This is a genomic window from Sphaerisporangium sp. NPDC051017, from assembly GCF_040683095.1.
GTDB lineage: Bacteria > Actinomycetota > Actinomycetes > Streptosporangiales > Streptosporangiaceae > Sphaerisporangium.
This window is the reverse complement of the sequence record NZ_JBFBCI010000002.1, coordinates 296955-319510: the sequence shown is the minus strand read 5'-3', so window position 1 is coordinate 319510 and position 22556 is coordinate 296955. Positions and strand designations below refer to the sequence as shown.

At 69.2% G+C, this 22556-nt stretch carries 24 protein-coding genes and 2 pseudogenes; 12 read left to right on the top strand and 14 right to left on the bottom strand.

The annotated features are described in order from the left end of the window. Positions 1–17: 17 nt before the first annotated feature. Both AB0M95_RS04055 and AB0M95_RS04050 read right to left on the bottom strand, forming a co-directional pair. Positions 18–539 carry an NUDIX hydrolase gene (locus AB0M95_RS04055; RefSeq protein WP_363759105.1) on the bottom strand — a complete coding sequence of 174 codons (522 nt, stop codon included), beginning with the start codon at positions 537–539 and terminating at the stop codon, positions 18–20. Further along, complete coding sequence (locus AB0M95_RS04050; protein ID WP_363759102.1) at positions 529–1773, bottom strand: hypothetical protein; 1245 nt, start codon at positions 1771–1773, stop codon at positions 529–531. The genes AB0M95_RS04055 and AB0M95_RS04050 overlap by 11 nt, the downstream gene beginning before the upstream one ends. Before the next feature lie 253 nt (positions 1774–2026). Between AB0M95_RS04050 and AB0M95_RS04045 the strand changes: the two genes are divergently transcribed. Then, the gene (locus AB0M95_RS04045; protein WP_363759100.1) at positions 2027–2593 is read left to right on the top strand and encodes an ATP-binding protein; all 567 of its coding nucleotides are present in this window, start codon (positions 2027–2029) and stop codon (positions 2591–2593) included. 831 nt (positions 2594–3424) lie between these two features. Here the strand turns inward: AB0M95_RS04045 and AB0M95_RS04040 are convergent. Next, positions 3425–3991 (bottom strand): annotated as a pseudogene (locus AB0M95_RS04040) (aldo/keto reductase); the annotation flags it as partial. 357 nt (positions 3992–4348) lie between these two features. Here AB0M95_RS04040 and AB0M95_RS04035 point away from each other — a divergent pair. From AB0M95_RS04035 to AB0M95_RS04025, 3 genes are all read left to right on the top strand, one after another. Continuing rightward, positions 4349–5296: an RNA polymerase subunit sigma-70 gene (locus AB0M95_RS04035; RefSeq protein WP_363759097.1), complete on the top strand. Its 948-nt coding sequence runs from the start codon at positions 4349–4351 to the stop codon at positions 5294–5296. 79 nt (positions 5297–5375) lie between these two features. After that, positions 5376–5975, top strand: coding sequence for a maleylpyruvate isomerase family mycothiol-dependent enzyme (locus AB0M95_RS04030; protein WP_358509260.1), 600 nt, complete (start codon positions 5376–5378; stop codon positions 5973–5975). Between the two features lie 23 nt (positions 5976–5998). After that, complete coding sequence (locus tag AB0M95_RS04025) at positions 5999–6517, top strand: hypothetical protein (protein ID WP_363759094.1); 519 nt, start codon at positions 5999–6001, stop codon at positions 6515–6517. Between the two features lie 24 nt (positions 6518–6541). Here AB0M95_RS04025 and AB0M95_RS04020 read toward each other — a convergent pair. The 3 genes and pseudogenes from AB0M95_RS04020 to AB0M95_RS04010 form a co-directional block, all read right to left on the bottom strand. Continuing rightward, positions 6542–6619, bottom strand: a pseudogene (locus AB0M95_RS04020) (IS5/IS1182 family transposase); the annotation flags it as partial. Positions 6620–6842: 223 nt separating this feature from the next. Continuing rightward, positions 6843–7589 carry a DUF6069 family protein gene (locus AB0M95_RS04015; protein ID WP_363759091.1) on the bottom strand — a complete coding sequence of 249 codons (747 nt, stop codon included), beginning with the start codon at positions 7587–7589 and terminating at the stop codon, positions 6843–6845. 5 nt (positions 7590–7594) lie between these two features. Next, positions 7595–8638, bottom strand: a complete 1044-nt coding sequence (locus AB0M95_RS04010) for an RNA polymerase subunit sigma-70 (protein WP_363759088.1) — start codon at positions 8636–8638, stop codon at positions 7595–7597. A gap of 82 nt (positions 8639–8720) precedes the next feature. Between AB0M95_RS04010 and AB0M95_RS04005 the strand changes: the two genes are divergently transcribed. From AB0M95_RS04005 to AB0M95_RS03985, 5 genes are all read left to right on the top strand, one after another. After that, positions 8721–8951, top strand: coding sequence for a hypothetical protein (locus AB0M95_RS04005; protein ID WP_363759085.1), 231 nt, complete (start codon positions 8721–8723; stop codon positions 8949–8951). Positions 8952–9249: 298 nt separating this feature from the next. Beyond that, positions 9250–9660: a helix-turn-helix transcriptional regulator gene (locus tag AB0M95_RS04000; RefSeq protein WP_363759082.1), complete on the top strand. Its 411-nt coding sequence runs from the start codon at positions 9250–9252 to the stop codon at positions 9658–9660. Between the two features lie 10 nt (positions 9661–9670). Then, positions 9671–10498 carry a molybdate ABC transporter substrate-binding protein gene (modA, locus tag AB0M95_RS03995; protein WP_363759079.1) on the top strand — a complete coding sequence of 276 codons (828 nt, stop codon included), beginning with the start codon at positions 9671–9673 and terminating at the stop codon, positions 10496–10498. A 127-nt stretch (positions 10499–10625) separates the two neighbouring features. Further along, positions 10626–11405, top strand: coding sequence for an ABC transporter permease (locus AB0M95_RS03990; RefSeq protein WP_363759150.1), 780 nt, complete (start codon positions 10626–10628; stop codon positions 11403–11405). A gap of 43 nt (positions 11406–11448) precedes the next feature. Continuing rightward, positions 11449–12504: an ABC transporter ATP-binding protein gene (locus tag AB0M95_RS03985; RefSeq protein ID WP_363759076.1), complete on the top strand. Its 1056-nt coding sequence runs from the start codon at positions 11449–11451 to the stop codon at positions 12502–12504. A 114-nt stretch (positions 12505–12618) separates the two neighbouring features. On the opposite strand, the gene AB0M95_RS03980 is transcribed toward AB0M95_RS03985, so the two are convergent. Both AB0M95_RS03980 and AB0M95_RS03975 read right to left on the bottom strand, forming a co-directional pair. Beyond that, the gene (locus tag AB0M95_RS03980) at positions 12619–13374 is read right to left on the bottom strand and encodes a hypothetical protein (protein ID WP_363759073.1); all 756 of its coding nucleotides are present in this window, start codon (positions 13372–13374) and stop codon (positions 12619–12621) included. A 269-nt stretch (positions 13375–13643) separates the two neighbouring features. Next, on the bottom strand, positions 13644–13793 hold the full coding sequence (locus AB0M95_RS03975; RefSeq protein WP_363759070.1) for a hypothetical protein: 150 nt from the start codon (positions 13791–13793) through the stop codon (positions 13644–13646). A gap of 34 nt (positions 13794–13827) precedes the next feature. Between AB0M95_RS03975 and AB0M95_RS03970 the strand changes: the two genes are divergently transcribed. After that, positions 13828–15090, top strand: a complete 1263-nt coding sequence (locus tag AB0M95_RS03970; RefSeq protein ID WP_363759067.1) for a transposase — start codon at positions 13828–13830, stop codon at positions 15088–15090. 276 nt (positions 15091–15366) lie between these two features. Here AB0M95_RS03970 and AB0M95_RS03965 read toward each other — a convergent pair whose 3' ends face one another. The 5 genes from AB0M95_RS03965 to AB0M95_RS03945 all read right to left on the bottom strand — a co-directional run bounded on the left by AB0M95_RS03965 (position 15367) and on the right by AB0M95_RS03945 (position 20078). Beyond that, positions 15367–16212, bottom strand: a complete 846-nt coding sequence (locus AB0M95_RS03965) for a hypothetical protein (protein ID WP_363759064.1) — start codon at positions 16210–16212, stop codon at positions 15367–15369. A gap of 263 nt (positions 16213–16475) precedes the next feature. Then, a complete protein-coding gene (locus tag AB0M95_RS03960) occupies positions 16476–16886 on the bottom strand; it encodes a hypothetical protein (protein WP_363759061.1) in 411 nt (136 codons plus the stop codon). Positions 16887–16998: 112 nt separating this feature from the next. Further along, positions 16999–18261, bottom strand: a complete 1263-nt coding sequence (locus tag AB0M95_RS03955; RefSeq protein WP_363759058.1) for a multidrug effflux MFS transporter — start codon at positions 18259–18261, stop codon at positions 16999–17001. A 197-nt stretch (positions 18262–18458) separates the two neighbouring features. Further along, positions 18459–19352, bottom strand: a complete 894-nt coding sequence (locus AB0M95_RS03950) for an SAM-dependent methyltransferase (protein WP_363759055.1) — start codon at positions 19350–19352, stop codon at positions 18459–18461. Between the two features lie 132 nt (positions 19353–19484). Further along, the gene (locus AB0M95_RS03945) at positions 19485–20078 is read right to left on the bottom strand and encodes an ATP-binding protein (RefSeq protein ID WP_363759052.1); all 594 of its coding nucleotides are present in this window, start codon (positions 20076–20078) and stop codon (positions 19485–19487) included. Positions 20079–20300: 222 nt separating this feature from the next. Between AB0M95_RS03945 and AB0M95_RS03940 the strand changes: the two genes are divergently transcribed. Further along, positions 20301–20555, top strand: coding sequence for a DUF397 domain-containing protein (locus AB0M95_RS03940; RefSeq protein WP_363759049.1), 255 nt, complete (start codon positions 20301–20303; stop codon positions 20553–20555). 139 nt (positions 20556–20694) lie between these two features. Further along, positions 20695–21600 (top strand): helix-turn-helix transcriptional regulator, encoded by a 906-nt coding sequence (locus AB0M95_RS03935; protein WP_363759046.1) that lies wholly within the window; start codon positions 20695–20697, stop codon positions 21598–21600. 92 nt (positions 21601–21692) lie between these two features. On the opposite strand, the gene AB0M95_RS03930 is transcribed toward AB0M95_RS03935, so the two are convergent. Further along, on the bottom strand, positions 21693–22472 hold the full coding sequence (locus AB0M95_RS03930) for a DUF72 domain-containing protein (RefSeq protein WP_358509096.1): 780 nt from the start codon (positions 22470–22472) through the stop codon (positions 21693–21695). Between the last annotated feature and the right edge of the window lie 84 nt (positions 22473–22556).

The window sequence follows — 22556 nt, the reverse complement described above, 5'->3', positions numbered from 1 at the left end:
TATTAAGGCCCCTGGCCCTACTGCGGGTGGCCATCTTGCAGATATCGGCATTGGCCAGTGACCAGCGCTTCAAGGGCGCTGGTAAGGCGTCGGAACATATAAGGCCGCAAGCGCTGTCGGGCCTGCTCGATAGAACAGAATTCATAGGCTGCAAGTTCCTCGTCCGCCATGTACAGCGCATCGATATCTCTGTCGCTTAATGTCCCGCCATCAAAGACGAAAGCCAGCAGGTCATCCCAGGGGCCATGGGGTGATTGCCAGTCAATGCATAGCAGAGGACCAACCTTAATTGAACACCCGAGTTCCTCGCGTAGCTCACGGCATGCCGTATCGGCCGGTGCTTCATTCGCTTCGGCCATGCCCCCGGGGATATCCCAATCGGGCTTGTATTTGGGATCGACCAGCAAAATCCGCCCCATGTCATCCCGAAGAAGAACGTCCGCACTCACACGCTTACGAGGTTGCGTTGCATTTCCGGCAGCGAGGTAAGAATTCCATGCGTCGGGATCGCGTTCGTAGAGTGGATCGTCAGAGTTCACAACTTCTCCCGACTTGACGCTTCTCGTCCTTGCTTAACCACTGGTAGAGCCAAAGGCGTTCCTCTAGAACCGCCTCTAGGTGGGCGATGAGTTCGCGGACAGTTTTGCTGTTGACTGCGCCGCTCGACGTGAGGGCCAACTTTAGCATATGCAATTGTTTGATGATCAAAAATGAGCGGAGTGACTGTGTGGAGGTCAGCACCGCTTGTGTTACAGCACAAGCCTCATCGAACCGACCAAGCTGGACACACGCGGATGCCAGGGTGATTTGCCCAAATGCGCGGCTACGTGTGCGATGGGCTGGCCTTAGCGAGATTATACGCTCCGCGTACCTTCGGGTTTCGGCTGGGTTGCCAAGCTGGGCCATACATCGGGCGGCTTCACTCGCCAATGAACCCGCGTCGAAGTTGCTGACCCAATGGGATATCACTTCGGCAGAGCCATTTTCTAGCGCCTTCTCTGCACGCTTGAGTAGCTGAAGGCATTCATCCGCTTTCCCCGTACCTGCGTACCCGCGCGCCTCCATGGCAAGTAGGCGGGCACTGAGAATGCCGTTAGGTGATGTGCACAGGAGTTCTTGGCCTATACGAGCAAGTTTGATAGCCTTGTCGGCGTTTTGTAGATGGTTCGCCAAGTGGCTCTTGCTGCTCAGAATGTGGGCGGTAAGGTGCTGGTCATTGGCGGCCTTGGTTAAGGATAGGGCTCGATCGAAATGCTGTTCAGCTAATAGATCGCGGCCGGAATCATGGGCCATCCATCCGGCCATCTCCGTAAGGGCGGTGGCGGCCATAAACACTGTATTGGAGTCGGCGCCGTTGATGCCGAAAAGGCGCGGTCCTAGCTCCGTCTCCAGGTACTTAACAACGCTGGCGTATAGATGTCCGCCGCCGACCTGTAGGTCCGCTGTGCGGAAGGCGTGCATCGCTGCCATGTCGGCGCTCTGCCGACTCGGACCACCGGTGGAAGCTGGGGAGGCTGACACACCGACGGAAGCCAGCACTGGCAAAGGCTCCCGTGCGATCGTGTCGGCGGGCGCGTCGGATGGTGTTGCTAGCGTGTCGTCAGAGAAAAGCTCATCGTCGTCGATGCCGAAAATGCGGGAGTACAGGATCCGATAGGGATCTTTAGGCTTATGCCTCCCCGCCTCCCAGTCTTTGATCATCCTGATCAGAGACTCCCGCTCGGCTAGGTGTGCGCTGGTTCCTTCAGCAGAGTTGGCCAGCTCGCGGGCCATCTCCCGTTGCGTCCACATCCTCGTGCGTCGTGCGGCACGGAGTCGTGTAGCCCACGGCGGTCGCGCTTTGCCCATTGTATGCGCTCCTTAGGGGAGACTGCCGGTGTCTCCCCCAGTCTCCCCTAGTAGCACTGTCGATGCATCCGTATGCCGCGATGTCATGAGTGAAGCCAGACATGGCGGGACCCGCAGGCGCCCTCAACGCCGTACGGGTCCCTGAACCGCACACATCGGACACTCGGAGGTGCGATCCATGGGGGATCCTAAGACATTGGAGGACAAGCGCAACTCGGACATGTCGGGAATCCTCTTAGGCGTCACCGAACTGCCCGCGTCACCGGAAAGCGTCAATAAGGCGCGTACATTCGTCCGTACCCGACTCGGCGCTGATCATCCAGCGCTAGAGGACGTCAAATTGCTGACGTCGGAGGTATTCACGAATTCGGTGATGCACTCGGACTCGCGGCACGGTGGAAGTGTCATGGTTGCACTGGTCGAGTGCTGGGACCGAATTCACGTGGACGTCGTTGATGCCGGAGGTAATTCCTTCCCGCGTGTTCAGGCTGACATCCCGAGTGAGGGCGGGCGTGGGCTTATGCTCGTTGACCTGATATCAGATCAATGGGGCGTCTACGAGGACAGTGCCGGGCGCACGGTGTGGTTTCAGGTGACCTACAGCCGGGTGCGCACGGATTCCCGGGAGAGTCCTATTCAGGCAACGGCGAGACGGGCCGCTTGCACGGTAGCGCAAAGCCTCAGCGTGGAAAGAGGTGAACGCGCACCTGCGCCGGATGCCCGAAATGGCCCCGGTATGGAATAGGGCATGGGGACGAATAAACGGAAGCTGGGTCATCAACTCCGGTGGAACGACTGGCGCGGAGTGTGTTCATGTCGGTTCGAGTGAGGTCTCGGATACCGTGCCATTAGGCGTTTCACTGGAGGATCCTCGGAGGTTCAAATCCTTCCGTCCCTGCGAGGAGAGGAGGTAAGCCTATCGACTGAATTGATCAGGGGAAGGATACGTCAATGCGTGCTGTGGGCCCCCGGATCCGCTGCCGGGGGTTCACTACAAACCTAGCTCCTCATATGGAGGGGGCGCTATGGCACATCCGGGGTTTCCCAAAAGGTCTGCATTCTCCCGCCGGTTCCGTATGGTCGTGGGGGCTGTGGCGGAATGGCTGCGAGGTGCGCCACGAGATGAGTTGTCTTTCTAGGGCACGGATACGCACGGGGAATTGAGTGCCCTCTTTAGCTGGGGCGGCGACGCGGTGACTTCCCCCGACCCGCGTTGTCGCCCCATCCATATGCCTTGGAGGCGGCAGCGCTCCGGGGTGCGGCGGGTTCGCGCGGTGCGGCGCATGCTCGGTGCGGCGGAGCGGCCCGTTGCTGCCGCCGCTGGGACCGGCCCCCAAAGGCCGCACGCCCGGCGAGCGGCAGAGCTATGGGCCGGGTGCGGCGGCGCGGAGCGCTGCCGCCTTGACCATGTAGAGAAGATCCTCGCCGAGTCGGGACTGTCGTTCAAGATCGATAAGAGGCTTCGGTTTGGAACGTTGAGCAGACGTGCAGGTCAAGGGAGTAGTGATGGCCAATGCGGGTGGCGCTACGCCGCGAGAGTGCAGGCGGATTTCTTCATGCCTGAAGTGAACCACTTGTTGTGATGATTCTGCATGGACGCGAACTTTGTCCAGCCGTGCGACTCGGCGACATGCTGGGCCTTGGCGAACTGCCAGGCGTACATGCTCGAGGCGCCGATGTAGCGGACCTTGCCCGCGCGGACGAGGTCGTTGAGGGCCTCCATCGTCTCCTCGATGGGGGTGTTCTCGTCCCAGCGGTGGATCTGGTACAGGTCCACGTAGTCGGTGCCCAGGCGGGTGAGCGAGGCGTCGATGGCCGCGTGGATGTGCTTGCGCGAGAGCCCGTGGTCGTTGGTGGCCTTCTCGACGGGGAAGAACACCTTGGTCGCCAGGACGTACTCCTCGCGCCGGGTGAAGATCTTCCGGAGCAGGCTGCCCGTGACCTCCTCGCTGGCGCCGGCCGAGTAGGTGTCGGCGGTGTCGAAGAACGTCACCCCCGCCTCGGCGGCCTTCCTGACCAGCGGCTCGGCGGCCTCCTCGTCCAGCACCCAGTCCTGCCAGCGCCCCGGGTCCCCGTAGCTCATCATCCCGAGACAGACCCGCGAAACCTTCATCCCGGTAGAACCAAGCCGAACGTACTCCATGTCATTACCTCCCGCCCCACATCCCATCACGCCCCCAACCAACGACCGCAGAAGGGTGATGCACTTGGCCGCCCCCGCCCTGCGGTCCGGTGTAGCCCACGCTCCAGAAAAGGGTTCCGGTAAAGTCGATCACTGGTATGGAGGCGGGCACGGTGCTGGTTGATCATTTGATTGTCGAGTTCCAGCGACGACACGCCCACCCACGATCAACCCGGAACAGCCCTTGAATGCCCCGTAGTGTCGGACCACACGAGGTTCGCTTTCGGCGAGAGGCCACGCGAGCCATCGGCACATCCGGGCGATCGAGTTCACGGATGGGAGACTGATGCCGTGGTGGTACGCGGCGAGCCTGATTCCATGGCGACGAGCCTGGAGGCGTTGCGGGGACCCCTGACCGGTTACTGCTACCGCATCCTCGGGTCCGCCAGCGAGGTGGAGGACGCCGTGCAGGAGACGATGCTGCGAGCGTTGCGGGCGATCGGCAGCTATGACCCGGACCGCGCCGGGTTCTCGACCTGGGTGCACCGGATCGCCACGAATGTCTGCCTGGATATGCTGCGCGGCGCGCAGCGGCGAGCGTTGCCCTGGGACATGGAGCCGGCCGCGTCCGGCCCGGACATCGGTGTCCCGCTCCCGCCAACGCGGTGGGTCGAGCCGTTGGCGGACTCTCGCCTTGCGGGCACCGTTGACCCGGCCACGCTCGCGGTCCGGCATGAGACGCTGCGCCTGGCCTTCATCGCTGCGCTGCAGTGGTTGCCGCCGCGTCAGCGTGCGGTGTTGGTGTTGCGGGATGTCCTCGGGTTCGCCGCCATGGAAGCCGCCGAGGTCATGGAGATGTCGGTGGCCGCGGTGAACAGTGCGCTGCAGCGGGCCAGGGCCACGCTGGCTGAGCACCGGCCGCGCCGGGCCGACCCGCCGGACCTGCATGACGTGACTCAGCGTGATCTTCTCCAGCGGTACGTGCACGCTTTTCAGATGCACGACGTGCCCACGCTGCTCGCGGTGCTGGCCGACGATGTCCGGTCCGGGATGCCGCCGTTCGCGTGGTGGCTGGACGGGCCAACCCGGATCGGCGCGGCGATGACCGGGACGGACGCCTGCACCGAGGACCGTCTCGTCCCTGGTGACCTGGTCAACGGGTGTTGGGCACTCGGCCAGTACCGGCCGGACACGAACGGCACGTTGGCGCCGTTGGCGCTGGTGGTGATCGAGTGCCGGGGCGAGCGGATCAGCGAGATCGTGACGTTCCTGGGTTGCGGTGACCGCTTCGCGGAGTTCGGTCTGCCGAAAATCCTCGAAACCTGATTCCCGAGGAGCGATGAGTCCGGCCGTTGCCGGTCGTATAAGAGGCGACTCATCGGCTACCACCGGAAGGCTTTCGTTCATGTCATCGACCCAGACAGACCTCACGCCGCACGTCCGCGCCGAGCGGGAGCGACTGGCCGGTCTCCTTTCCGGACTCCAGGACGACGAGTGGGACAATCCGTCCCTGTGCCGGGGTTGGCGGGTACGTGAGGTCGTCACGCACATCACCGCGCCCTTCCGTACGAGCCTGCCCAGGGTGGTGGTGGGGCTGGCCGCGGCCGGTTTCTCGTTCAACCGGTACGCCGACCGGGCGGCCCGTAGGGACGCTGCCCGGATGTCGGGGGCCGAACTACTGGCCGTCCTGCGGGCCAATATCGCCAACCCTTGGCAGCCGCCGGGCGGTGGCCCCGCCGGCGCGCTGAGCCACGACACCATTCACGGCTTGGACATCACCGAGCCGTTGGGTTTGCCATCGCCGCCGGTCGAGCGAGTGGCCCTGGTCCTAACGAACGCCAACCCGCGCAGCCTGTCCTACTTCGGCGTCGATCTGGCGGGCATCCAGTTGCGGGGCACCGACGCCGATGTCCGGATCGGTGACGGGGAACCGGTCGAGATGCCGGTTAAGGACATCCTGCTGACCATCACTGGGCGCCGCCCGCTGTTGACCCGAACGAGGTGAGCGGCTCAACTTACGCTTCATCCATGACGACGCTCACCCAGCTTCGCAAGGCTGCCCTTTCCTATCCCGAGACCGCTGAGAAGGTCCTCGGCTCAGGGATCGTCGCATTCACGGTGCGCGGCAGGCGATTCGCCTCGATGGACAAGGACCGCCTGGTGGAACTCCGGCTTCCCATGCCGGATGTCGAGGAGGTCCTTGTCGCGCATCCGACCGCGCAGCGCCTGGTCCGCGGTGCGACACCGGTCGGCGTACGTGTCACGATCGGAGACATCAACGGTCAACAGCTCAACCATTGGGTGCGTCGCGCCTGGCTGTCGCGGGCGCCGAAGCAGCTTGCCGCGCGATTAGCCGCGGGGCATACCGCAGCACCCGGTGAGGTCGGCGACCTGCCCAAGGCCATCGGAGGGCCCGCCACCCGGGCCCTCACCGGCGCCGGCATCACCACGCTCGCCCAGGTGGCCGCCCTTACCGATGCCGACCTCCTGGCGATGCACGGAGTCGGTCCACGAGCTGTTCGCATCCTCCGTGAGACGCTCACCTGAAACCGCCTTGACGTCGGCCATCGGGTGGGCCGGCACCAGCAGTGCCTGTTGTGCCGGATCTAAGCGCCGCCACCGGCAGCGGCGTTCGGCACATCTCCTCCGGTACCGCTCTTCAGCCTTCTAATGCCCGAACCATCAGGATGGAAGGCTCAGTAGCTGTCGCTCTGGTCTTCATCCCGCAAGGTGCCCTGTGCTTCTTCGCACACGCGGCTCAGCTTTCGAATTGACCAAGAAAAGGAACCTGGAATGGAGGGGGCAGCACCGGGGGCCACGTTAGTGCGCTCGTGCACGCCCTTGCGCCGCGCGTTGTCCCGTTGCGGGATCGTCAATCGGTCCGGGTGCGGAGGCTCCGCGCCAGGGTGGGGATCATCACCGTCGCAGGGACGAGGTGTAGCCCGAGGAGGGCGGTGGTGGTGGCGGTGTTCGCCCCGGAGAGGAGGGCCGGGACCAGCGAGATCGTGGTCAGCGACACTGCCGTCCACACGAATCGCTCGGCGGGGCGAGCGCTCCAACGAAGAAGAGCGACGGCAATGACGATGCCCACGACCGAGAAGAAACCGGTCACCACGGCGAACCCGGGCAACGGGATCGTCTCGCCACCATCGGGGAGCTCGAAGTCGACGCCGACGACCTGGGCCACCGCAGCGGCGAGGGTGGTGGCCACCATCGCTGCGAGCGTGGCGACGAAGCCGGTGCCGTCGAGCCCGCGGAGTCGGTGGGTGTGGCTGGTCTGGCCCGATGCCGGGCCTGCGACGACCCCGGTGTCATTCATGCTGTTCATGTCATCCTCCATTATTCGGTGACTGGCGTAGGGGTTTGTTGACCGGCATGTGACGCTCCTGGCCCTGGGGGTGACGATGCGCACCCTCGCCGTGCGACGGCCGGGGTTCCGCAGGGCGCGGACGCCGGTGCCGCGGAGCCAGAACCCGGCGTCGCGGCCAAGCACCGGCCCGGGCTCGCCGTCGCGCAGCTCGAGCTGCACCCGCCCGCGGGTGACGACGCCGAACGCGTCGCACCACTCGGCCGCGACCACCGCGACGCGCGCGCCACCTCGCAGTGCGAGCGTCCGCACCGGGACTACTCCGTGCCGTCCGCCGGCAGGCGCTCCGGCAGCCCGAGCCGCGGGAACTGGTCGTCGTGGAACGTGACGATCTCGGTGATCGCCCCGCCGGTGACGCGCAGGACGTCGATCGTCAGCGGCAGGTACGCGCGCTCCCGCTTCCGCCAGAGGTAGAAGGCGACGGCGGGCTGCCGGTTCACGGATGTCAGGACGGCGCGCAGGTGCTTCATGCCCTCGAAGCCGCTCTCGACCCAGTCGTTCACCACCGTGTCGCGGCCGACGTACAAGCCCGGCGTGGGCGGCATCGAGCAGCGGACGTCGTCCCGCAACAGTGCGGCGAGCCCGTCGACGTCCGTGGCCACGCTGGCGTCGGTATAGCGGCGCACCAGCTCGCGCGTTCCGGCGTCTTCCTCGCCGCCGGTCCAGTCCTGCCGCTCGGCGGGCAGGTGCTCCCGCATGCCGGCGCGGGCCCGCTGCAGCGCGCTGTTCACGGAGTTGACGGAGTCCCCGAGGAGCTCCGCGACGTCCTTCGCCGGCCAGCCGAGCACGTCCCGCAGGATCAGCACGGCCCGCGGGCGCGGCGCGAGGTGCTGGACTGCGACCAGGTACGCCAGTTCGATCGTCTCCCGCGCGACGGCGACGGTCTCCGGCTCGTCCGCGTCGCCCGCGGGTAGCTCGTCGAGCAGCCGGTCCGGGTAGGGCTGCAGCCACAGCACCTCGCCGCCGGTCGCAGGCTCCGGGCGGCACTTGGCGAGCAGATCCAGGCAGGCGTTGGTGGCGATCCGGTACAGCCAGGCCCGGAACGTCGACCGCCCCTCGAAGGTCTCCCGCCGCCGCCAGGCACGGAGGAACGTCTCCTGCACGGTGTCCTCGGCGTCCTCGAACGACCCGAGCATCCGGTAGCAGTGCACGTGTAGCTCCCGCCGGTGCCGCTCCGCCAGCCCCGAGAACGCCGGCTCGTCGACCTCGCCCAGACCGCTCCCGCCCAGACCGCTCCCGCCCAGACCGCTCCCGCCCAGACCGCTCCCGCCCAGCGCCTCCAGCCGCGTGTCCGCACTCATCACGTCATCCTTCCGCCTCGTCGTGTCCCGTCGTAGGTGTGACGGGTGCGGGCGCGACAACTCATCACCCGGGTCGGTCGGCATGGCTGATCCAGTGACGGATCCGGTGGCGGAGCACGACGCGCGGTACGGCGAGGAGGGCGCGGGTCCGCCGGAGTGGGCGTGGGTGCGCGACCGCCTGGCGCGTGCCGGGGTCGCCTGGTTCACGACGATGCGGCGGCGGGCCGCGCCCCGTCGCCGCCGGTCGGGAGCGGCGTGCGACGCGGCGCCGGGAGTCCCCGGAGCGGAAGGGATCCGGCGAAGCGACCCCTGAGGACACAGGTGAAGCGCCCCAGAGGACGCGGCGAAGGGCCTCGCAGGACTCCTGGAGAAAGAGCCCTCAGGACTTGGTGGAGTAGGAGTGCCCGTGCCCGCGAGGTGGGCTCCCTGGACGATCAGGTACTCGTCGCGGATCGGCTTGCCCTCCAGGCATGATCGTGGACGGCGCGTGCGGCCACCTGCGGGAATCTCTTCCGGCCTCGTGGATGCCAGGACGACAACCCCTATGGCGCCGCTGTTGCGACGTGATCCTCCTGTTGAGGCTTTGATGTGCGAGGGTATGGTGATTGTTCGTGACGACGTTCCGGATCAGCGAGGCCGCCGCGCTGCTCGGGGTCAGCTCCGACACCGTCCGCCGTTGGGTGGACTCCGGCAGGCTGGCGGCCGAGCGTGACGAGAACGGCCACCGGCGGCTCGACGGCGTCGACCTCGCCGCGTTCGCGCGGTCCCAGATCGAGACCGAGGACGGCTCGGGGCTGACCTCGGCGCGTAACCGCTTCCGCGGGATCGTCACCGAGGTGATCCGGGACGCGGTGATGGCCCAGGTCGAGATCGCGGCGGGGCCGTACCGCGTGGTGTCGCTGATGAGCCGGCAGGCCGCCGACGAGCTGGGCCTCCAGCCCGGCGTGGTGGCGGTCGCCGTCATCAAGTCGACCAACGTCGTCGTGGAGATCCCCGACCACACGCGCATGGTGAACCAGTAAGGAGCCCTTGGTGTTCAGGCGTCTCTCCCGGTGGGCCGTCGTGGCCCCCGCCGCTCTCGCGCTCGCCACCGGCCTGTCCGGCTGCGGTTCCGGCGAACCCGCCGCCACCGCGTCCTCCGCGTCCTCCGCCTCCTCTTCCCCGGCCTCGTCCACGTCCGCCGCCGAGGCCACGACGCTGAACGTGTTCGCCGCCGCCTCGCTGACCGAGACGTTCACCGAGCTCGGCAAGGCCTTCGAGGCCGCCCACCCGGGCGTCTCGGTGAAGTTCAACTTCGGCTCCAGCGCCACGCTCGCGCAGCAGATCACCCAGGGAGCGCCCGCGGACGTCTTCGCCGCCGCCAGCCCCGCCACGATGAAGACCGTCACCGACGCCTCGCTGGCCGCCTCGCCGGTCACCTTCGTGCGCAACAAGCTGGAGATAGCCGTCCCGCCCGACAACCCGGCCAAGGTGGACGCGCTGTCGGACCTCGCCGACCCGAAGGTCAAGGTCGCGCTGTGCGCCGCGCAGGTGCCGTGCGGCGCCGCCGCCGTCAAGGCGCTGGACGCCGCCGGGGTGACGGTCAAGCCGGTCACGCTGGAGCAGGACGTCAAGGCCACGCTCACCAAGGTGCGGCTCGGCGAGGTGGACGCCGCCCTGGTGTACAAGACGGACGTCCTCGCCGCGCAGGGCCAGGTGACCGGCATCCCCTTCCCCGAGGCGGACAAGGCCATCAACGACTACCCGATCGCCCCGCTGACCAAGGCCCCCGCGCCCGAGCCGGCCAGGCAGTTCGTCGACCTGGTGCTGTCCCCGGAGGGCAAGGCCGTCCTGACCAAGGCGGGCTTCGAAGCGCCGTGAACGTCCCGCCCGCGGCCACGCCACCACCCGTCCTGCCTCGGGCGGACATCGGATGACATCTCCCGTGCCGTCCTCCGGCCGCGTCAGGACGCGGGTTCGTCCGGCCGCGGCCGGGGGCGACCGGGTGATGGGCCGGCTGCCCTGGCCGCTGCTGGTGCCCGCCCTGATCGGCATGGCGTTTCTGGTGCTGCCGCTCGCCGGGCTGCTGGTACGGGCGCCGTGGTCCACGCTGCCGTCGCGGCTGGCCGGGGCGCAGGTACTGGAGGCGCTGCGGCTCTCGCTGGTCACCGCGACCATCGCCACGGCCCTGTGCCTGCTGCTCGGCGTGCCGCTCGCGTGGATGCTCGCCCGCGTGAGCTTCCCCGGGCGGCGCGTCGTCCGGGCGCTGATCACCGTCCCGCTCGTGCTGCCGCCCGTAGTCGGGGGAGTGGCGCTGCTGCTGGTGCTCGGCCGGCGCGGGCTGGTGGGTCAGTGGCTGGATGCCGCCTTCGGCGTGTCGCTGCCGTTCACCACGGCGGGCGTCGTCGTGGCCGAGGCGTTCGTCGCGATGCCGTTCCTGGTCATCAGCGTCGAGGGCGCGCTGCGGGGCGCCGACCCGCGCTTCGAGGAGGCCGCCGCCACCCTCGGCGCCTCGCGCTGGACCGTCTTCCACCGCGTCACACTGCCCCTGGTGGCGCCGGGGGTCGTGGCCGGGGCCGTCCTGTGCTGGGCGCGCGCCCTGGGGGAGTTCGGCGCGACCATCACCTTCGCCGGCAACTTCCCCGGCCGCACCCAGACCATGCCCCTGGCCGTGTACCTGGCCCTGGAGACCGACCCCGAGTCCGCCATCGTCCTCAGCCTGGTGCTGCTCGCCGTCTCGGTGGCCATCCTCGCCGCCCTGCGCGACAGGTGGGTGACGTCCCCATGACTGTCCCGCATGTCACCGCTCCGGCCGGACCACTGGAGCGACGATGACCGGCACCGGTGCGGACGGCGGGCTGCGGGCACGGCTCGTCGTCACGCGGCCCGCCTTCGTCCTCGACGTCGAGCTGGAGGTCGCGCCCGGGGAGGTCTTGGCGCTGCTCGGGCCGAACGGCGCCGGCAAGACCACCGCGCTGCGGGCCCTCGCCGGGCTGGCCGCCCTGTCCGAGGGAGGGCGCGTTCACCTCGACGGCCGTCCGCTGCACGGCCTGCCCGCCGAGAATCGGCCCATTGGCATGGTCTTCCAGGACTACCTGCTGTTCCCGCACCTGTCCGCCCTGGATAACGTGGCCTTCGGGCCGCGCTGTCACGGCGCCTCCAAGGCCGAGGCCCGCCGCACCGCCGCCGCCCTGCTGGAACGCGTCGGGCTGTCCGCGCACGCCTCCTCCCGTCCCCGCTCCTTGTCCGGCGGCCAGGCGCAGCGGGTCGCCCTGGCCCGCGCGCTGGCCGTCCGGCCCCGGCTGCTCCTGCTGGACGAGCCGCTCGCCGCGCTCGACGCGCACACCCGCCTGGAGATCCGCTCCCAGCTGCGCCGCCACCTGGACGACTTCGACGGCGCCGCCGTGCTCGTCACCCACGACCCGCTGGACGCGATGGTGCTGGCCGACCGGCTCGTGGTCGTCGAGGACGGCGCGATCGTCCAGAGCGGCACGCCCGCAGAGGTCGCCCGCCGTCCCCGCACCGACTACGTCGCCCGCCTGGTCGGCCTCAACCTGTACCGGGGCACGGCCGCCGAGCGGCGGGTCGAGGTCGGCGGCATGGCGTTCAGCGTCGCCGAGCACCTCCAGGGCCCGGCGTTCGTCACGTTCTCACCGGCCGCCGTCGCCCTCTACCGCACCCGGCCGGACGGCACCCCGCGCAACCTCTGGCAGGCGCGCATCGAGGGCATCGAACGACACGGCGACAACGTCCGCGTCCACCTGGCGGGCCCGATCACCGCCTCCGCCGACATCACCCCCGCCGCAGTGGCGGACCTGGACCTGACCCCCGGCCAGACCGTCTGGGCCTCCGTCAAAGCCACCGAAACCCACGCCTACCCCGCGTGACCCGCTCGAAGCGGCGTCCCAGGATGTGGCGGCGGATGACGCCGAGGCGATGCCGAGCGTGGACATGGCGGCCGGCGGCCGGTGAGATCCCGGCGAGGGGCGATGTCCGGGGCGTCAGGAGGCGGTGCCGTCGGGCAGGCTCCACGACGCCGTGAATTCGGGGCAGGCCGAGTCCGGGGAGGTCTGGAGCTGGAACTCGGCCGAGAATTCGGTGACCCGCCACTTCCGGCCGCGGGCGTCGTAGGCGGCCGCGTGGGGCTCGAACGTGAAGCTCCACGTCATCTCGGCGCTGGCGTCGGCGCCGCCACACTGGAACTGCACCCCTACCGGAGTGCCCGTCCCCGACCACGTCGAGGCGGCCGGGTCGTCGCTCTTGGAGAGGGCCACGGCGCCGTCCACCCACGTCTGCGACAGGCACGGCTCGCCGGTCTCGCACGGCGCGAGCGACGCCGAGATGGTCGTGAAGTCCTCGCACGCCCAGTTGTCGAAGTCCGACCGGCAGTTCGTCTGCCGGAGGGGAACGCTGAGCGGGTCCTTCGGGAGGGCGGCGTCCAGCACACTCGTCCGGGTCAGCGTCAGCCCGTCCCGGAAGATCTCGGTGACGTCCTTCACGGACGTTCCGGACTGCTTCTCCAGCGCCGCGATGGCCTTCTTGGCGGCGTCCCGCTCGTCGCGGAGCTGGTCTGTCTCCTTGCTGACGGTGCTCACCCTGCTCTGCAGCGAGGCGAGCCGGCTCTCCTGCGCGCGCGCCGCGTCGCGCAGTTCGGTTATCTTCATCCCCGCGATCACCCCGCCGATGGCGGCGGAGGTGAACGTGAGCAGGAACAGGACGGCGAAGACGCGGACACGGCCCGGCCGGGCTTGGCGCACTGAATCGGCCCCCCTAGCGGCACGACGGCCAGATGACTATTGGTCCTATGAGGGAAACCACGGGCAGCGCAATCATCACACGCATACCCCCGCCATGGCAGTCCCTCCACCTGGCAGTGCCCCGGACTCCTGCCGCTGATCGGCCCGGATCTCCACCTCCTCGCTGCCGGGTTAGTCCGTAGTGCTCCGGCCTTCAGGCCGGGGGTGAAGCGGACTGTCCCGCGTAGCGGGGCAGGGAAAGCCGATCCGCCGCCAAGGGCGGATCGGCGTTACCCTGCGGAGTCGAGATGGTCGTGCCGTTCGATCCGCCAGGCGTGGCGGACGAGGACGGTGCGCGGTTCCCAGTGGCGTTCGGCGATGGCCGGCTCACCGGTGAAGAAGTAGGCGCCCCAGGTGGTCGCGAGTTCTCGAACACCCATTCGCCCGGCCCGGTACCGGGATACCGTTGGCGCCGTGCAGCTCAGGTACAACTTCCGCCTCTACCCGACCGCTGGTCAGCGTGCCGAGCTGGCCGAGGCGTTCGGGTGCGCGCGGGTGGTGTTCAACGACGGTCTGCGCGCACGGTCCGACGCCCATGCGGCCGGGTTGCCGTACATTTCGGACGGCGAGCTGTCCAAGCGGGTCATCTCCGAGGCGAAGAAGACCCCGGAGCGCTGCTGGCTGGGTGAGGTGTCGGCTGTGGTGTTGCAGCAGGCGCTGGCGGACCTGAACCAGGCGTTCCGGAACTTCTTCGACTCGATCGCCGGGAGGCGGAAGGGGCCGAAGGTGGGCCCGCCCCGGTTCCGGTCCCGCAAGGACAACCGGCAGGCGGTCCGATTCACGAAGAACGCCCGGTTCTCCATCACCACGGGCGGGAGGTTGCGCCTGCCGAAGATCGGGGACGTGGAGGTCCGCTGGTCCCGTTCCCTGCCCGCCGACCCGTCCAGCGTGACGGTGGTCAAGGACGCGGCCGGCAGGTATTTTGCCTCTTTCGTGGTCGAGATCGGCGAACGCCCTCTCGCGCCCGTGGACGCCGAGACCGGTATCGACCTGGGGTTGGGGCACTTCGCGGTCCTGTCGAACGGGCGGAAGATCGACTCGCCGCGTTTCCTGCGCAGGGCGGAGAAGAAACTCAAGAAGCTCCAGCGGGCGCTCGCCCGTAAGGCCAAGGAGTCGAACAACCGGGCCAAGGCCCGGCAGAAGGTCGCCCGGCAGCACGCCAAGGTCGCCGACGCGCGCCGTGAGTTCCACCACCAGCTCGCCACGAAGATCATCCGTGAGAACCAAGCGGTGATCGTGGAAGATCTGGCCGTGGCGGGACTGGCGCGCACCCGGCTGGCCAAGTCCGTGCATGACGCGGGCTGGTCGGCGTTCGTGACCATGTTGGAGTACAAGGCCGCGCTGTATGGGCGGGTCTTTCATCGGATCGACCGGTGGTTTCCCTCCTCCAAGCTGTGCTCGGACTGCGGGGCCGTCGCCGAGTCGATGCCGTTGAGGGTCCGGGAGTGGACCTGTGCCTGCGGGGCGGTCCACGATCGGGATGTCAACGCCGCGCGTAACATATTGGCCGCCGGGAGGCGGCAGGTCGCCGCTGGACGGAAACCCGTGCCTGAGATGGGCGGGAAGCGGAGACCCAAAACGCCTGTGGAGACTGGTAAGACCCGGACCTCCGCGCCCCGGCGCGGTGAGAAGGGCACGGTCGAGGAAGCAGGAAGCCACCGAAGTGCCGCCGCGTGAGCATGCGCGGCACAGGCGGAATCCCCGGGCTTCAGCCCGGGGAGCGCGTCAAACAATGGCGCTGTTCAGGCATACCGACTAGCCGGTGCGGCGTCAATGGGTTCCCGTGATCTCCGCGCGCGGCTCCCGGTGGGCCCGCCGGAACGGCCGGGGCCGCGCACGTGGAGTCAAGGGTGGGGCTCCATCTGGGGTGGGGAGGTGAGGAGCCCGTGCACACGTGGCCGGACGTGAATCCGGCCCTCGCGGCGGACGGGACGCGGCGGAGGATGTGACCGCCTAGGGCAGGTCGGGGTCGACGCCGGTGAGCGAGCTACCGTAGCTGAGCGCGACGAGCTGGGCGACCGCGGTGTGCGCGCCGATGGGATCGGAGCACCCGGCGCCCACGGACTCGGCGGCCTTCGTGATCTTCAGCGGGTCGATCTCCGGCCCGATCAGGAAGGGCGCGAGCGCCAGGCGGGAGGCGCCGATGTTGCGCAGCCGCTGCGCGGCGTCCCCGACGCCGGGCGAGGCGTCCAGCGAGGCGGCGACCACGGGCAGGGTGAGCCGGGCGGCGAGCAGGACGACCGTCGCGTCCGCCGCGCGCACGGCCTCCTGGCCGCCGACGGTCGCCACGATGATGCCGTCCACCGGCGCGGCGATGTTGAACAGGCGCATGCGGTCGGCGCGGGCGAGCCCGCTCTCGGCCAGCTTGACGTGCAGCGCCTCGGCCAGCATCGGATGCGGCCCGAGCGGGTCGGCGATGGTGGTCATGACGTCGCTCTCGGCGACGGCCTCCCGGATGGCCCGGTAGACCTGCTGGTGAGGGCCGGTGACCAGCGGGACGACGATGGCGGCGGGCGATCCGGCGGGCCGTTTGGCGGCGCATTCGGTAAGCGTCTCGGCCAGGTTGGTCTTGGCGTCGCCCAGGTGGATCAGGCGCACGTCGAGCTGGGGATGATCGACGCTGACGATGGTCTTGACGGCCGCTGGGATGTCGCCGCCGGTGCCGGGCGCGGCCAGCACGAGTGCGGGCGCGTCCGGAGGCAGATGCGCGGGCACCGGGCGCCGGTGCCTGCCGGAGCTGGTCCGGAACGAGCGTTCGCGGACCGGAAGCTCCTGTGGGACGTGGTGACCATCGTTCACATCGGCGGATTTTACGGGGTATGAGGCAAAAGTTAAGTCTGATTCGTGCCGACGCGCGGGCGGCAATCGATCTTTCTCCCACGAGATCACTGACATATTGGGGCTCGATCGTCCGGACGGTACCAACGGACCGTAATCATTCGAGATCATCGCAGGGGCGGTGAGCCCGCCCCGCGTGGCGCGGCGCGCCGTACCGCTGACACGTGCCTCGGGGTGGCGCCGGGAAAGTTTTCGTCCCGTGCGCGCCACGCCCCGCGGCGCCGTCAGTGCACGGGGTGAGCCGCCCTGAGGAGCTGGAGCAACTCAAGCCCCGCGACGAGCAGCACCGAGAGGCCGGCCAGCGCGTAGAGCACCGGATGCCTCGGATGGACGAGAGGGCGCCGAGAGGCCGCCGCGGGGGGAACGGCGGGCGGCGGCTCGGACGCCGCCGTGATCGGCTCACCGCCCGCCACGGGCTCCGGGAGGGGCGGCGCGGCGCGGGTGGTGAGGCGAAGCTCCGGATGTCGGGAGAGATAACCGCGGGGGAAGATCTTGACGTCGGTGTCGCCGCAGCCCGGGCACCACGTGCCCGACCACGGTGGCTGGACCAGCACCCCGCCGAGCGACCAGACCTCCACCACGTTGCCGTGGCGGTCGGTGAGATGCCGGACGGTGTAATCCTCTTCCCAGATCATGAGGCACCGCGGGCACTCGAAGGGCCAGGTTTCGCGAGTGCTGTAGCCATCGTGCACGAGGACCACCCCCAGAACGCGCCGTGAGTCGGCTCGCCCGCTTCGAGTGTGTGCGTCACCGGGGTTGATCGCAAGACCCGATACCGATACGTCCGGTATCAAGGCGTTCGCGTCTCGTCACGTCCATGGTGCCCCGCGTCGTCGCCACGACGAAGAGCGCCACCAGGGCGCAGACCGTCATCACCAGGCCCATGGCCGCCGCGTGGTCGCCGCCGATCCCGGCCAGAAGCGCGGTGATCGCCCCGGCCGTGAACTGCGCGGCGGCCAGGAACGTCGCGGCGGCTCCCGCGGCCCGGGGCGTCCGCCCGAGGGCGGGCGCGCAGGCGTTGCCGAGCACCAGCCCCAGGGACGCGACCGCGACCAGCAGCAACGGCAGGCAGGCGGCGAGCGGCAGCGCGCCGGTGAGCGCGAGGCCGCACAGGGTGGCCGAGGCTGCCAGCAGCACCGTCAGCCCGCCCTCCAGCAGCCGGTGGGGCGTGTGGCGGTACACCAGGTGGGCGCCGGCCGTGGCGACCAGCGTGAGCACCAGCGCGTAGACGGCGATGATCAGCGAGTACGCCTCGGTCGACAGGCCGTACACACTGCGCAGCACGAACGGCGACGCGGCCAGGAACGCCGTCAGCGCGCCGAAGGCCAGGGCGAAGGCCACCGCGTACCCGAGGAACGGGCGGTCCAGCAGGAGGCCGCCCACCGGCGCACCGGGCTCCCGCAGGGGCCGCACGCGCCCGGGCGGCGTCTCGGGAACGGCAACCACCGCGGCCGCGAACATCAGCAGGGTCAGTGCCGCCAGCGCCCAGAAGACGGCGCGCCAGCCCGCGGCGCTCGCCACGATGCCGCCCACGAGCGGCGCCACCACGGGCGCGATGCCGAGGACGGTCATCATGAGGCCGAAGAGGCGGGCCGCCTCCCGGCCCTCGGTGGCGTCGGAGACGACGGCACGGGCGATCACGACGCACGCCGCGCCGGTGAGCCCTTGGACGAACCGGGCGCCGATCAGCGTCCCGATGCCCGGGGCGAGGGCGCAGACCGCACCGGCCAGGGCGCACAGGGCCAGGCAGGGGAGCAGCGTGCGGCGGCGGCCGTACCGGTCGGCGAGCGCGCCGGTCAGGAACAGGCCCGCGGCCATCCCGAGCAGTAGCGCCGTGATCGTCGACTGCACGCCCAGGGGAGTGGTGCGCAGGTCGCGGGCGATGGCCGGGAAACCCGGCAGGTACATGTCGGCGGCGAACGGCGGGAACGCCGCCAGCAGGCCGAGCACGGCGACCGGCAGCGGGGCGAGCACCGCCCGCCGGGGCGGGGTGACGGTGGTGGCGGACATGGCGACTCCATCGGGCGGCACGGCGCGCGCCGCCGGACGGCACCGGCAGGGCCCCCTCGCGGTGTCCCTGACCAGGTTCGATGCCGTTATGCGCCCACAGTACGCCTTCGGCCCGGCCGCGCCGGAGCCCGGGATCGCCGGGGATCGCCTCAGGCGGGCTCGGTCGGCTCGGGGTCGGCTCGGTCGGCTCGGTCGGCTCAGGCTGCCGGTTCGGGGGCGGCCGGTTCGGGGGCGGCCGGTTCGGGGGCGGTCGCGGCCGTCCGCGCGGCCACCCGGCCGAGTCCGCCGACCGACCACACCCCGCCGCCGTCGCCCTCCGCCTTCGTCGTGCCGGGCCGCCAGTCCACGATGTAGACCACGCCGGGCTCGATGAGCGACAGGCCGTCGAAGAACTGCTCGACCTCGGCCTTGGTGCGCAGTTGGTCGCGGCGCGGGCCGTCGGAGACCATACCGTCGTCCTGGAAGAGGGCCGTGAGCCTGGCGGTGGTCTCGGGGCACAGGTCGGAGACGCTGTGGGCGATGGCGAGGTAGCTGCCCGGGGCGACCGCCTCGCGGAACCCGCGGACGATGGCGTGCGCGGCGTCGTCGTCGGAGATCCCGACCAGCGTGAAGAGGACCAGGATCGCGACCGGCTGCTCCAGGTCGATCACTTCGGTCAGGCGGGGGTGGTTCAGGAGCGCGCGGGGGTCGCGCATGTCGGCCTCGATGACGGCCGTGCACGAGTCGTCGTCCGCCAGCAGGGCCTGGGCGTGCCGGACGACCATCGGGTCGTTGTCGACGTACACCACCCGCGAGCCGGGGGCCGCCTCCCTGGCGATCTCGTGGACGTTGCCCTGGGTGGGAAGGCCGCAGCCGACGTCGATGAACTGCCGGATCCCCGCCGCGGCGAGGTGGCGCACCACGCGTTCGAGGAACCTGCGTCCCTCACGGCACATGAGGGGGAGCTCGGGCGCGATCTTGAGGGCGAGCCGCGCCACGTGCCTGTCGGCGGCGAAGTTGTCCTTGCCGCCCATGTAGTAGTCGTAGACGCGGGCCTCGCTGGGGATCTTCGGATCGAACCCGAGGGGCTTGTACCCCGCGTGCGCCGTCATGCTCCACCTCCACCGGAATGCCGATGCTAGCGCCGGCGGAGGGAGCCCGAGGCCGTTCTTTCCTCAAAAGAGATGAGAGGGGACGGAGAAGGTTTTCTCCGGCGTATGCCCGATGTGCTGGTTCAGCGGGATTTACTGGCAAATCTCCAGATGTCGGCCGGTGGGTGCGGGCCGGTCGCCGAGACCGAAGGCGGCCCACACGGCTTTGCCGGGGGAGCGCAGGGGCGCCCATCCCCACCGGTCGCTGATGGCCGCGACCACCTGGAGGCCGCGTCCGTCCTCGTCGCCGAAGTCGGGCTCGCGCGGCGTCGGCACCTCCTCGCCCTCGTCGATGACCACGCACACCAGCGAGGTGTCGGTGAGAAGCAGAACGACGCGCACGGTGTGAGCGGACACGACGGCGGGGCGGCCCCGTAACCCGTGCCGCAGCGCGTTGATCACGAGCTCCCCGATGACCAGTTCGGCGTCGTCGAGCAGGTCGCTGAGCCCCCATCCGCGCACGGTGTCCGTGGTGAACGTGCGGGCGGTGCGGGCGGCGTACGGGTCCTGGCGGAGTTCGCACAGGGCGAGCCTGAGCCGGTCGGTGCTCTTCTCGCCGCTCGTCTCGTCATCAGAGGCCCAGGGGCCCGCGGGCGACAGGACACGGTCGAGAGCGGCCAGCCAGTCGTCCCACTCGTGGTCCGGTACCCGAGCGGGATTCGTCCGTTGTGTCCTATACCCAGTCATAAGTGAGCCTTGTGAGGTTAGGTCCTGATCGGCGGGGCGATTAGCGCTTAGCCATATTGCCCCTAGCTAGTGTGCATGTGCAAGTACCGATGCACGTGCATACGCACAGAGGTATGCTGTCGCTTGAGGGCTGAACCACCTATATGGGGCTCCCGTGGCACAGAGCGGCTTACGAGACAGATGTCAGATTTGTCTGGATTTCCGGGGATGTGAAGAGGCGAGATGGACGAAATCTCCAACGGCATGCCCGCGTCCGAGCTCACCGCACGCTTGGAGCAAGCCGGCGTGCGATGGCGCAAGAGCGCGTACAGTAACCCGAGCGGCAACTGCGTCGAGCTGGCCCCTCTGCCGGACGGCGGTGTCGCGGTACGGAACTCCCGGCATCCGGGTGGCCCCGCGCTGATTTACAGCCGGGGCGAAATGGCGGCTTTCATCCAGGGCGCGAAGCGCGGGGACTTCGATGACCTGGCCTTTTGACCGGTTGGTCGATTACTGACCGTTCAAAATTGTGCCCTAAGGGTGATGTTGGGGTATATCCGGATTGGGGCGTGAGGGGTATCGTGAACTTCTCTATGCCCGTGAGAAGTGAGTCGACCTGCCGTTCTAAGGAAGAGATATGATCACAGCCCGAGCCGAAGGGGATGAGACCCCTCTCAACATGATGGCTCGGGAACGCGGCAGCTCAACGGTGTTGCGCATCCTTCTCGGGTCGCAGCTCCGCAGGCGCCGCGAGAGCCGGAACATCACCTTGGAGGCCGCCGGGCACTCGATCCGCGCCTCCCACTCCAAGATCAGCCGCATGGAGCTCGGGCGCGTCAGCTTCCGGATGCGCGACGTCGCCGACCTGCTCACCCTCTACGGCGTCACCGACGAGACCGAGCGCGAGGCGCTGCTGTCCCTGGTCGCCCAGGCCAACCGCCCCGGATGGTGGCACAACTTCGACGACGTGCTGCCGAACTGGTTCGAGGCGTACGTCGGCCTGGAGGAGGCCGCCACCCGCATCCGCAGCTACGAGGTCCAGTTCGTCCCTGGCCTGCTGCAGACCGAGGCCTACGCCCGCGCCGTCGTCATGCTCGGCCACCCCGACTGCGCGGAGGACGAGCTCCAGCGGCGGGTCGACCTGCGCATGGCCCGCCAGAAGCTGCTCGAACGCGCCAACCCGCCCCACCTGTGGGCCGTGATCGACGAGGCGGCGCTGCGGCGCCCGCTCGGCGGCCCCGACGTGATGCGCGGCCAGATCAAGCACCTGCTGGAGGCCATCGCGTCCCCCACCATCACCGTGCAGGTGATGCCGTTCAGCGCCGGTGGCCACGCCGCGGCCGGCGGCCCGTTCAGCATCCTGCGCTTCGCCGAGCGCGACCTGCCCGACGTGGTCTACCTGGAACAGCTCACCAGCGCGATCTACCTCGACAAGCGTGAGGACCTCGACCGCTACCAGGCGGTCATGGAGCGCCTCTGCCTCGACGCGATCCCGGTGTCCGACACCAGGAAGGCCCTGACCCGCATCCTCGACGAGATCTAGGACGCGACGCCCCGCCCGAGGGCGCCCAGGTGACCACTGGGCGCCCTCGGGCGTTTCCGGAGCGCTGCGCGTGGAGCTTGGCGGACGGGGCGTTATGACCGGGCGGGCACAGCGGGGACGCCCTCCGGGGTGCGGGTCACCGGACGGCCCTCGGCGCGGGCCAGGGCGGCGAAGCGCGTGGCGTCGCGGACGGCCGCGCCGTTCGGGTCGTTGTTGAAATAGACGTGGACGTCCTCCGCCGCGTCCCACTGCTCGCCGAGGCGGTGCACCCAGGAGCGCAGGGACGTCTCGCCGTACGAGGGCCACAGGCGGGCGCGGCCCTGGTGGAGGCGCAGGTACCCCCAGTCGGTGGTGCGCCACAGCGGGGTCACGGGCCTGCCCAGGACGTCCGCCCAGCACAGGGCGGCGCCCCGGGCGGCGAGGACGTCGCGCACCCCGTCCGTCCACCACGAGGGGTGGCGCGGTTCGACGGCCACACGGGTACCGGACGGGAAGCGGCGCAGGCAGGCGTCCAGCCGCTCGGGGTCGGCGCGCAGGGTGGGGGGAAGCTGGAGCAGGATCGGTCCGAGCTTGCCGCCGAGACCCCCGGCGGCCTCCATCAGCCTCTCCACCGGCTCCGCCGGGTCCTTGAGCCTCTTGATGTGGGTCAGGAAGCGGCTCGCCTTGACGGCCATGACGAAGTGGCCGGGGGTGCGGTCGCGCCAGCCCTCGAACGTCTCCCGCGCGGGCAGCCGGTAGAACGCGTTGTTGTTCTCGACGGCGTCGAAGCACTCGGCGTACCGCTCCAGCCACAGCCGCTGCGGCAGCCCGGTCGGGTACAGGACCTCGCGCCAGTGCGCGTACTGCCATCCGGACGTCCCGACGATCAGCATGAGAGCTCAGCCTCCCGGATCGGGGTCTCTCCTACGGCTGGCCATGCCCCCGGACAGGGGGTTCACACCGGCTCCCGGCGGAGG

Excerpts from the sequence above, each read along its gene's own strand:
- AB0M95_RS03930 (WP_358509096.1), bottom strand. The coding sequence starts at position 22,472 with ATGCTGATCGTCGGGACGTCCGGATGGCAGTACGCGCACTGGCGCGAG.
- AB0M95_RS03990 (WP_363759150.1), top strand. The coding sequence starts at position 10,626 with ATGGGCCGGCTGCCCTGGCCGCTGCTGGTGCCCGCCCTGATCGGCATG.
- AB0M95_RS04050 (WP_363759102.1), bottom strand. The coding sequence starts at position 1,773 with ATGGCCCGCGAGCTGGCCAACTCTGCTGAAGGAACCAGCGCACACCTA.
- AB0M95_RS03950 (WP_363759055.1), bottom strand. The coding sequence starts at position 19,352 with ATGACGGCGCACGCGGGGTACAAGCCCCTCGGGTTCGATCCGAAGATC.
- AB0M95_RS03955 (WP_363759058.1), bottom strand. The coding sequence starts at position 18,261 with ATGTCCGCCACCACCGTCACCCCGCCCCGGCGGGCGGTGCTCGCCCCG.
- AB0M95_RS04025 (WP_363759094.1), top strand. The coding sequence starts at position 5,999 with ATGACGACGCTCACCCAGCTTCGCAAGGCTGCCCTTTCCTATCCCGAG.
- AB0M95_RS03935 (WP_363759046.1), top strand. The coding sequence starts at position 20,695 with ATGATCACAGCCCGAGCCGAAGGGGATGAGACCCCTCTCAACATGATG.
- AB0M95_RS04035 (WP_363759097.1), top strand. The coding sequence starts at position 4,349 with ATGGCGACGAGCCTGGAGGCGTTGCGGGGACCCCTGACCGGTTACTGC.
- AB0M95_RS04005 (WP_363759085.1), top strand. The coding sequence starts at position 8,721 with ATGGCTGATCCAGTGACGGATCCGGTGGCGGAGCACGACGCGCGGTAC.
- AB0M95_RS03945 (WP_363759052.1), bottom strand. The coding sequence starts at position 20,078 with ATGACTGGGTATAGGACACAACGGACGAATCCCGCTCGGGTACCGGAC.
- AB0M95_RS03975 (WP_363759070.1), bottom strand. The coding sequence starts at position 13,793 with ATGGGTGTTCGAGAACTCGCGACCACCTGGGGCGCCTACTTCTTCACC.
- AB0M95_RS03985 (WP_363759076.1), top strand. The coding sequence starts at position 11,449 with ATGACCGGCACCGGTGCGGACGGCGGGCTGCGGGCACGGCTCGTCGTC.
- AB0M95_RS04010 (WP_363759088.1), bottom strand. The coding sequence starts at position 8,638 with ATGAGTGCGGACACGCGGCTGGAGGCGCTGGGCGGGAGCGGTCTGGGC.
- AB0M95_RS04045 (WP_363759100.1), top strand. The coding sequence starts at position 2,027 with ATGGGGGATCCTAAGACATTGGAGGACAAGCGCAACTCGGACATGTCG.
- AB0M95_RS03940 (WP_363759049.1), top strand. The coding sequence starts at position 20,301 with ATGGACGAAATCTCCAACGGCATGCCCGCGTCCGAGCTCACCGCACGC.
- AB0M95_RS03960 (WP_363759061.1), bottom strand. The coding sequence starts at position 16,886 with ATGATCTGGGAAGAGGATTACACCGTCCGGCATCTCACCGACCGCCAC.
- AB0M95_RS04030 (WP_358509260.1), top strand. The coding sequence starts at position 5,376 with ATGTCATCGACCCAGACAGACCTCACGCCGCACGTCCGCGCCGAGCGG.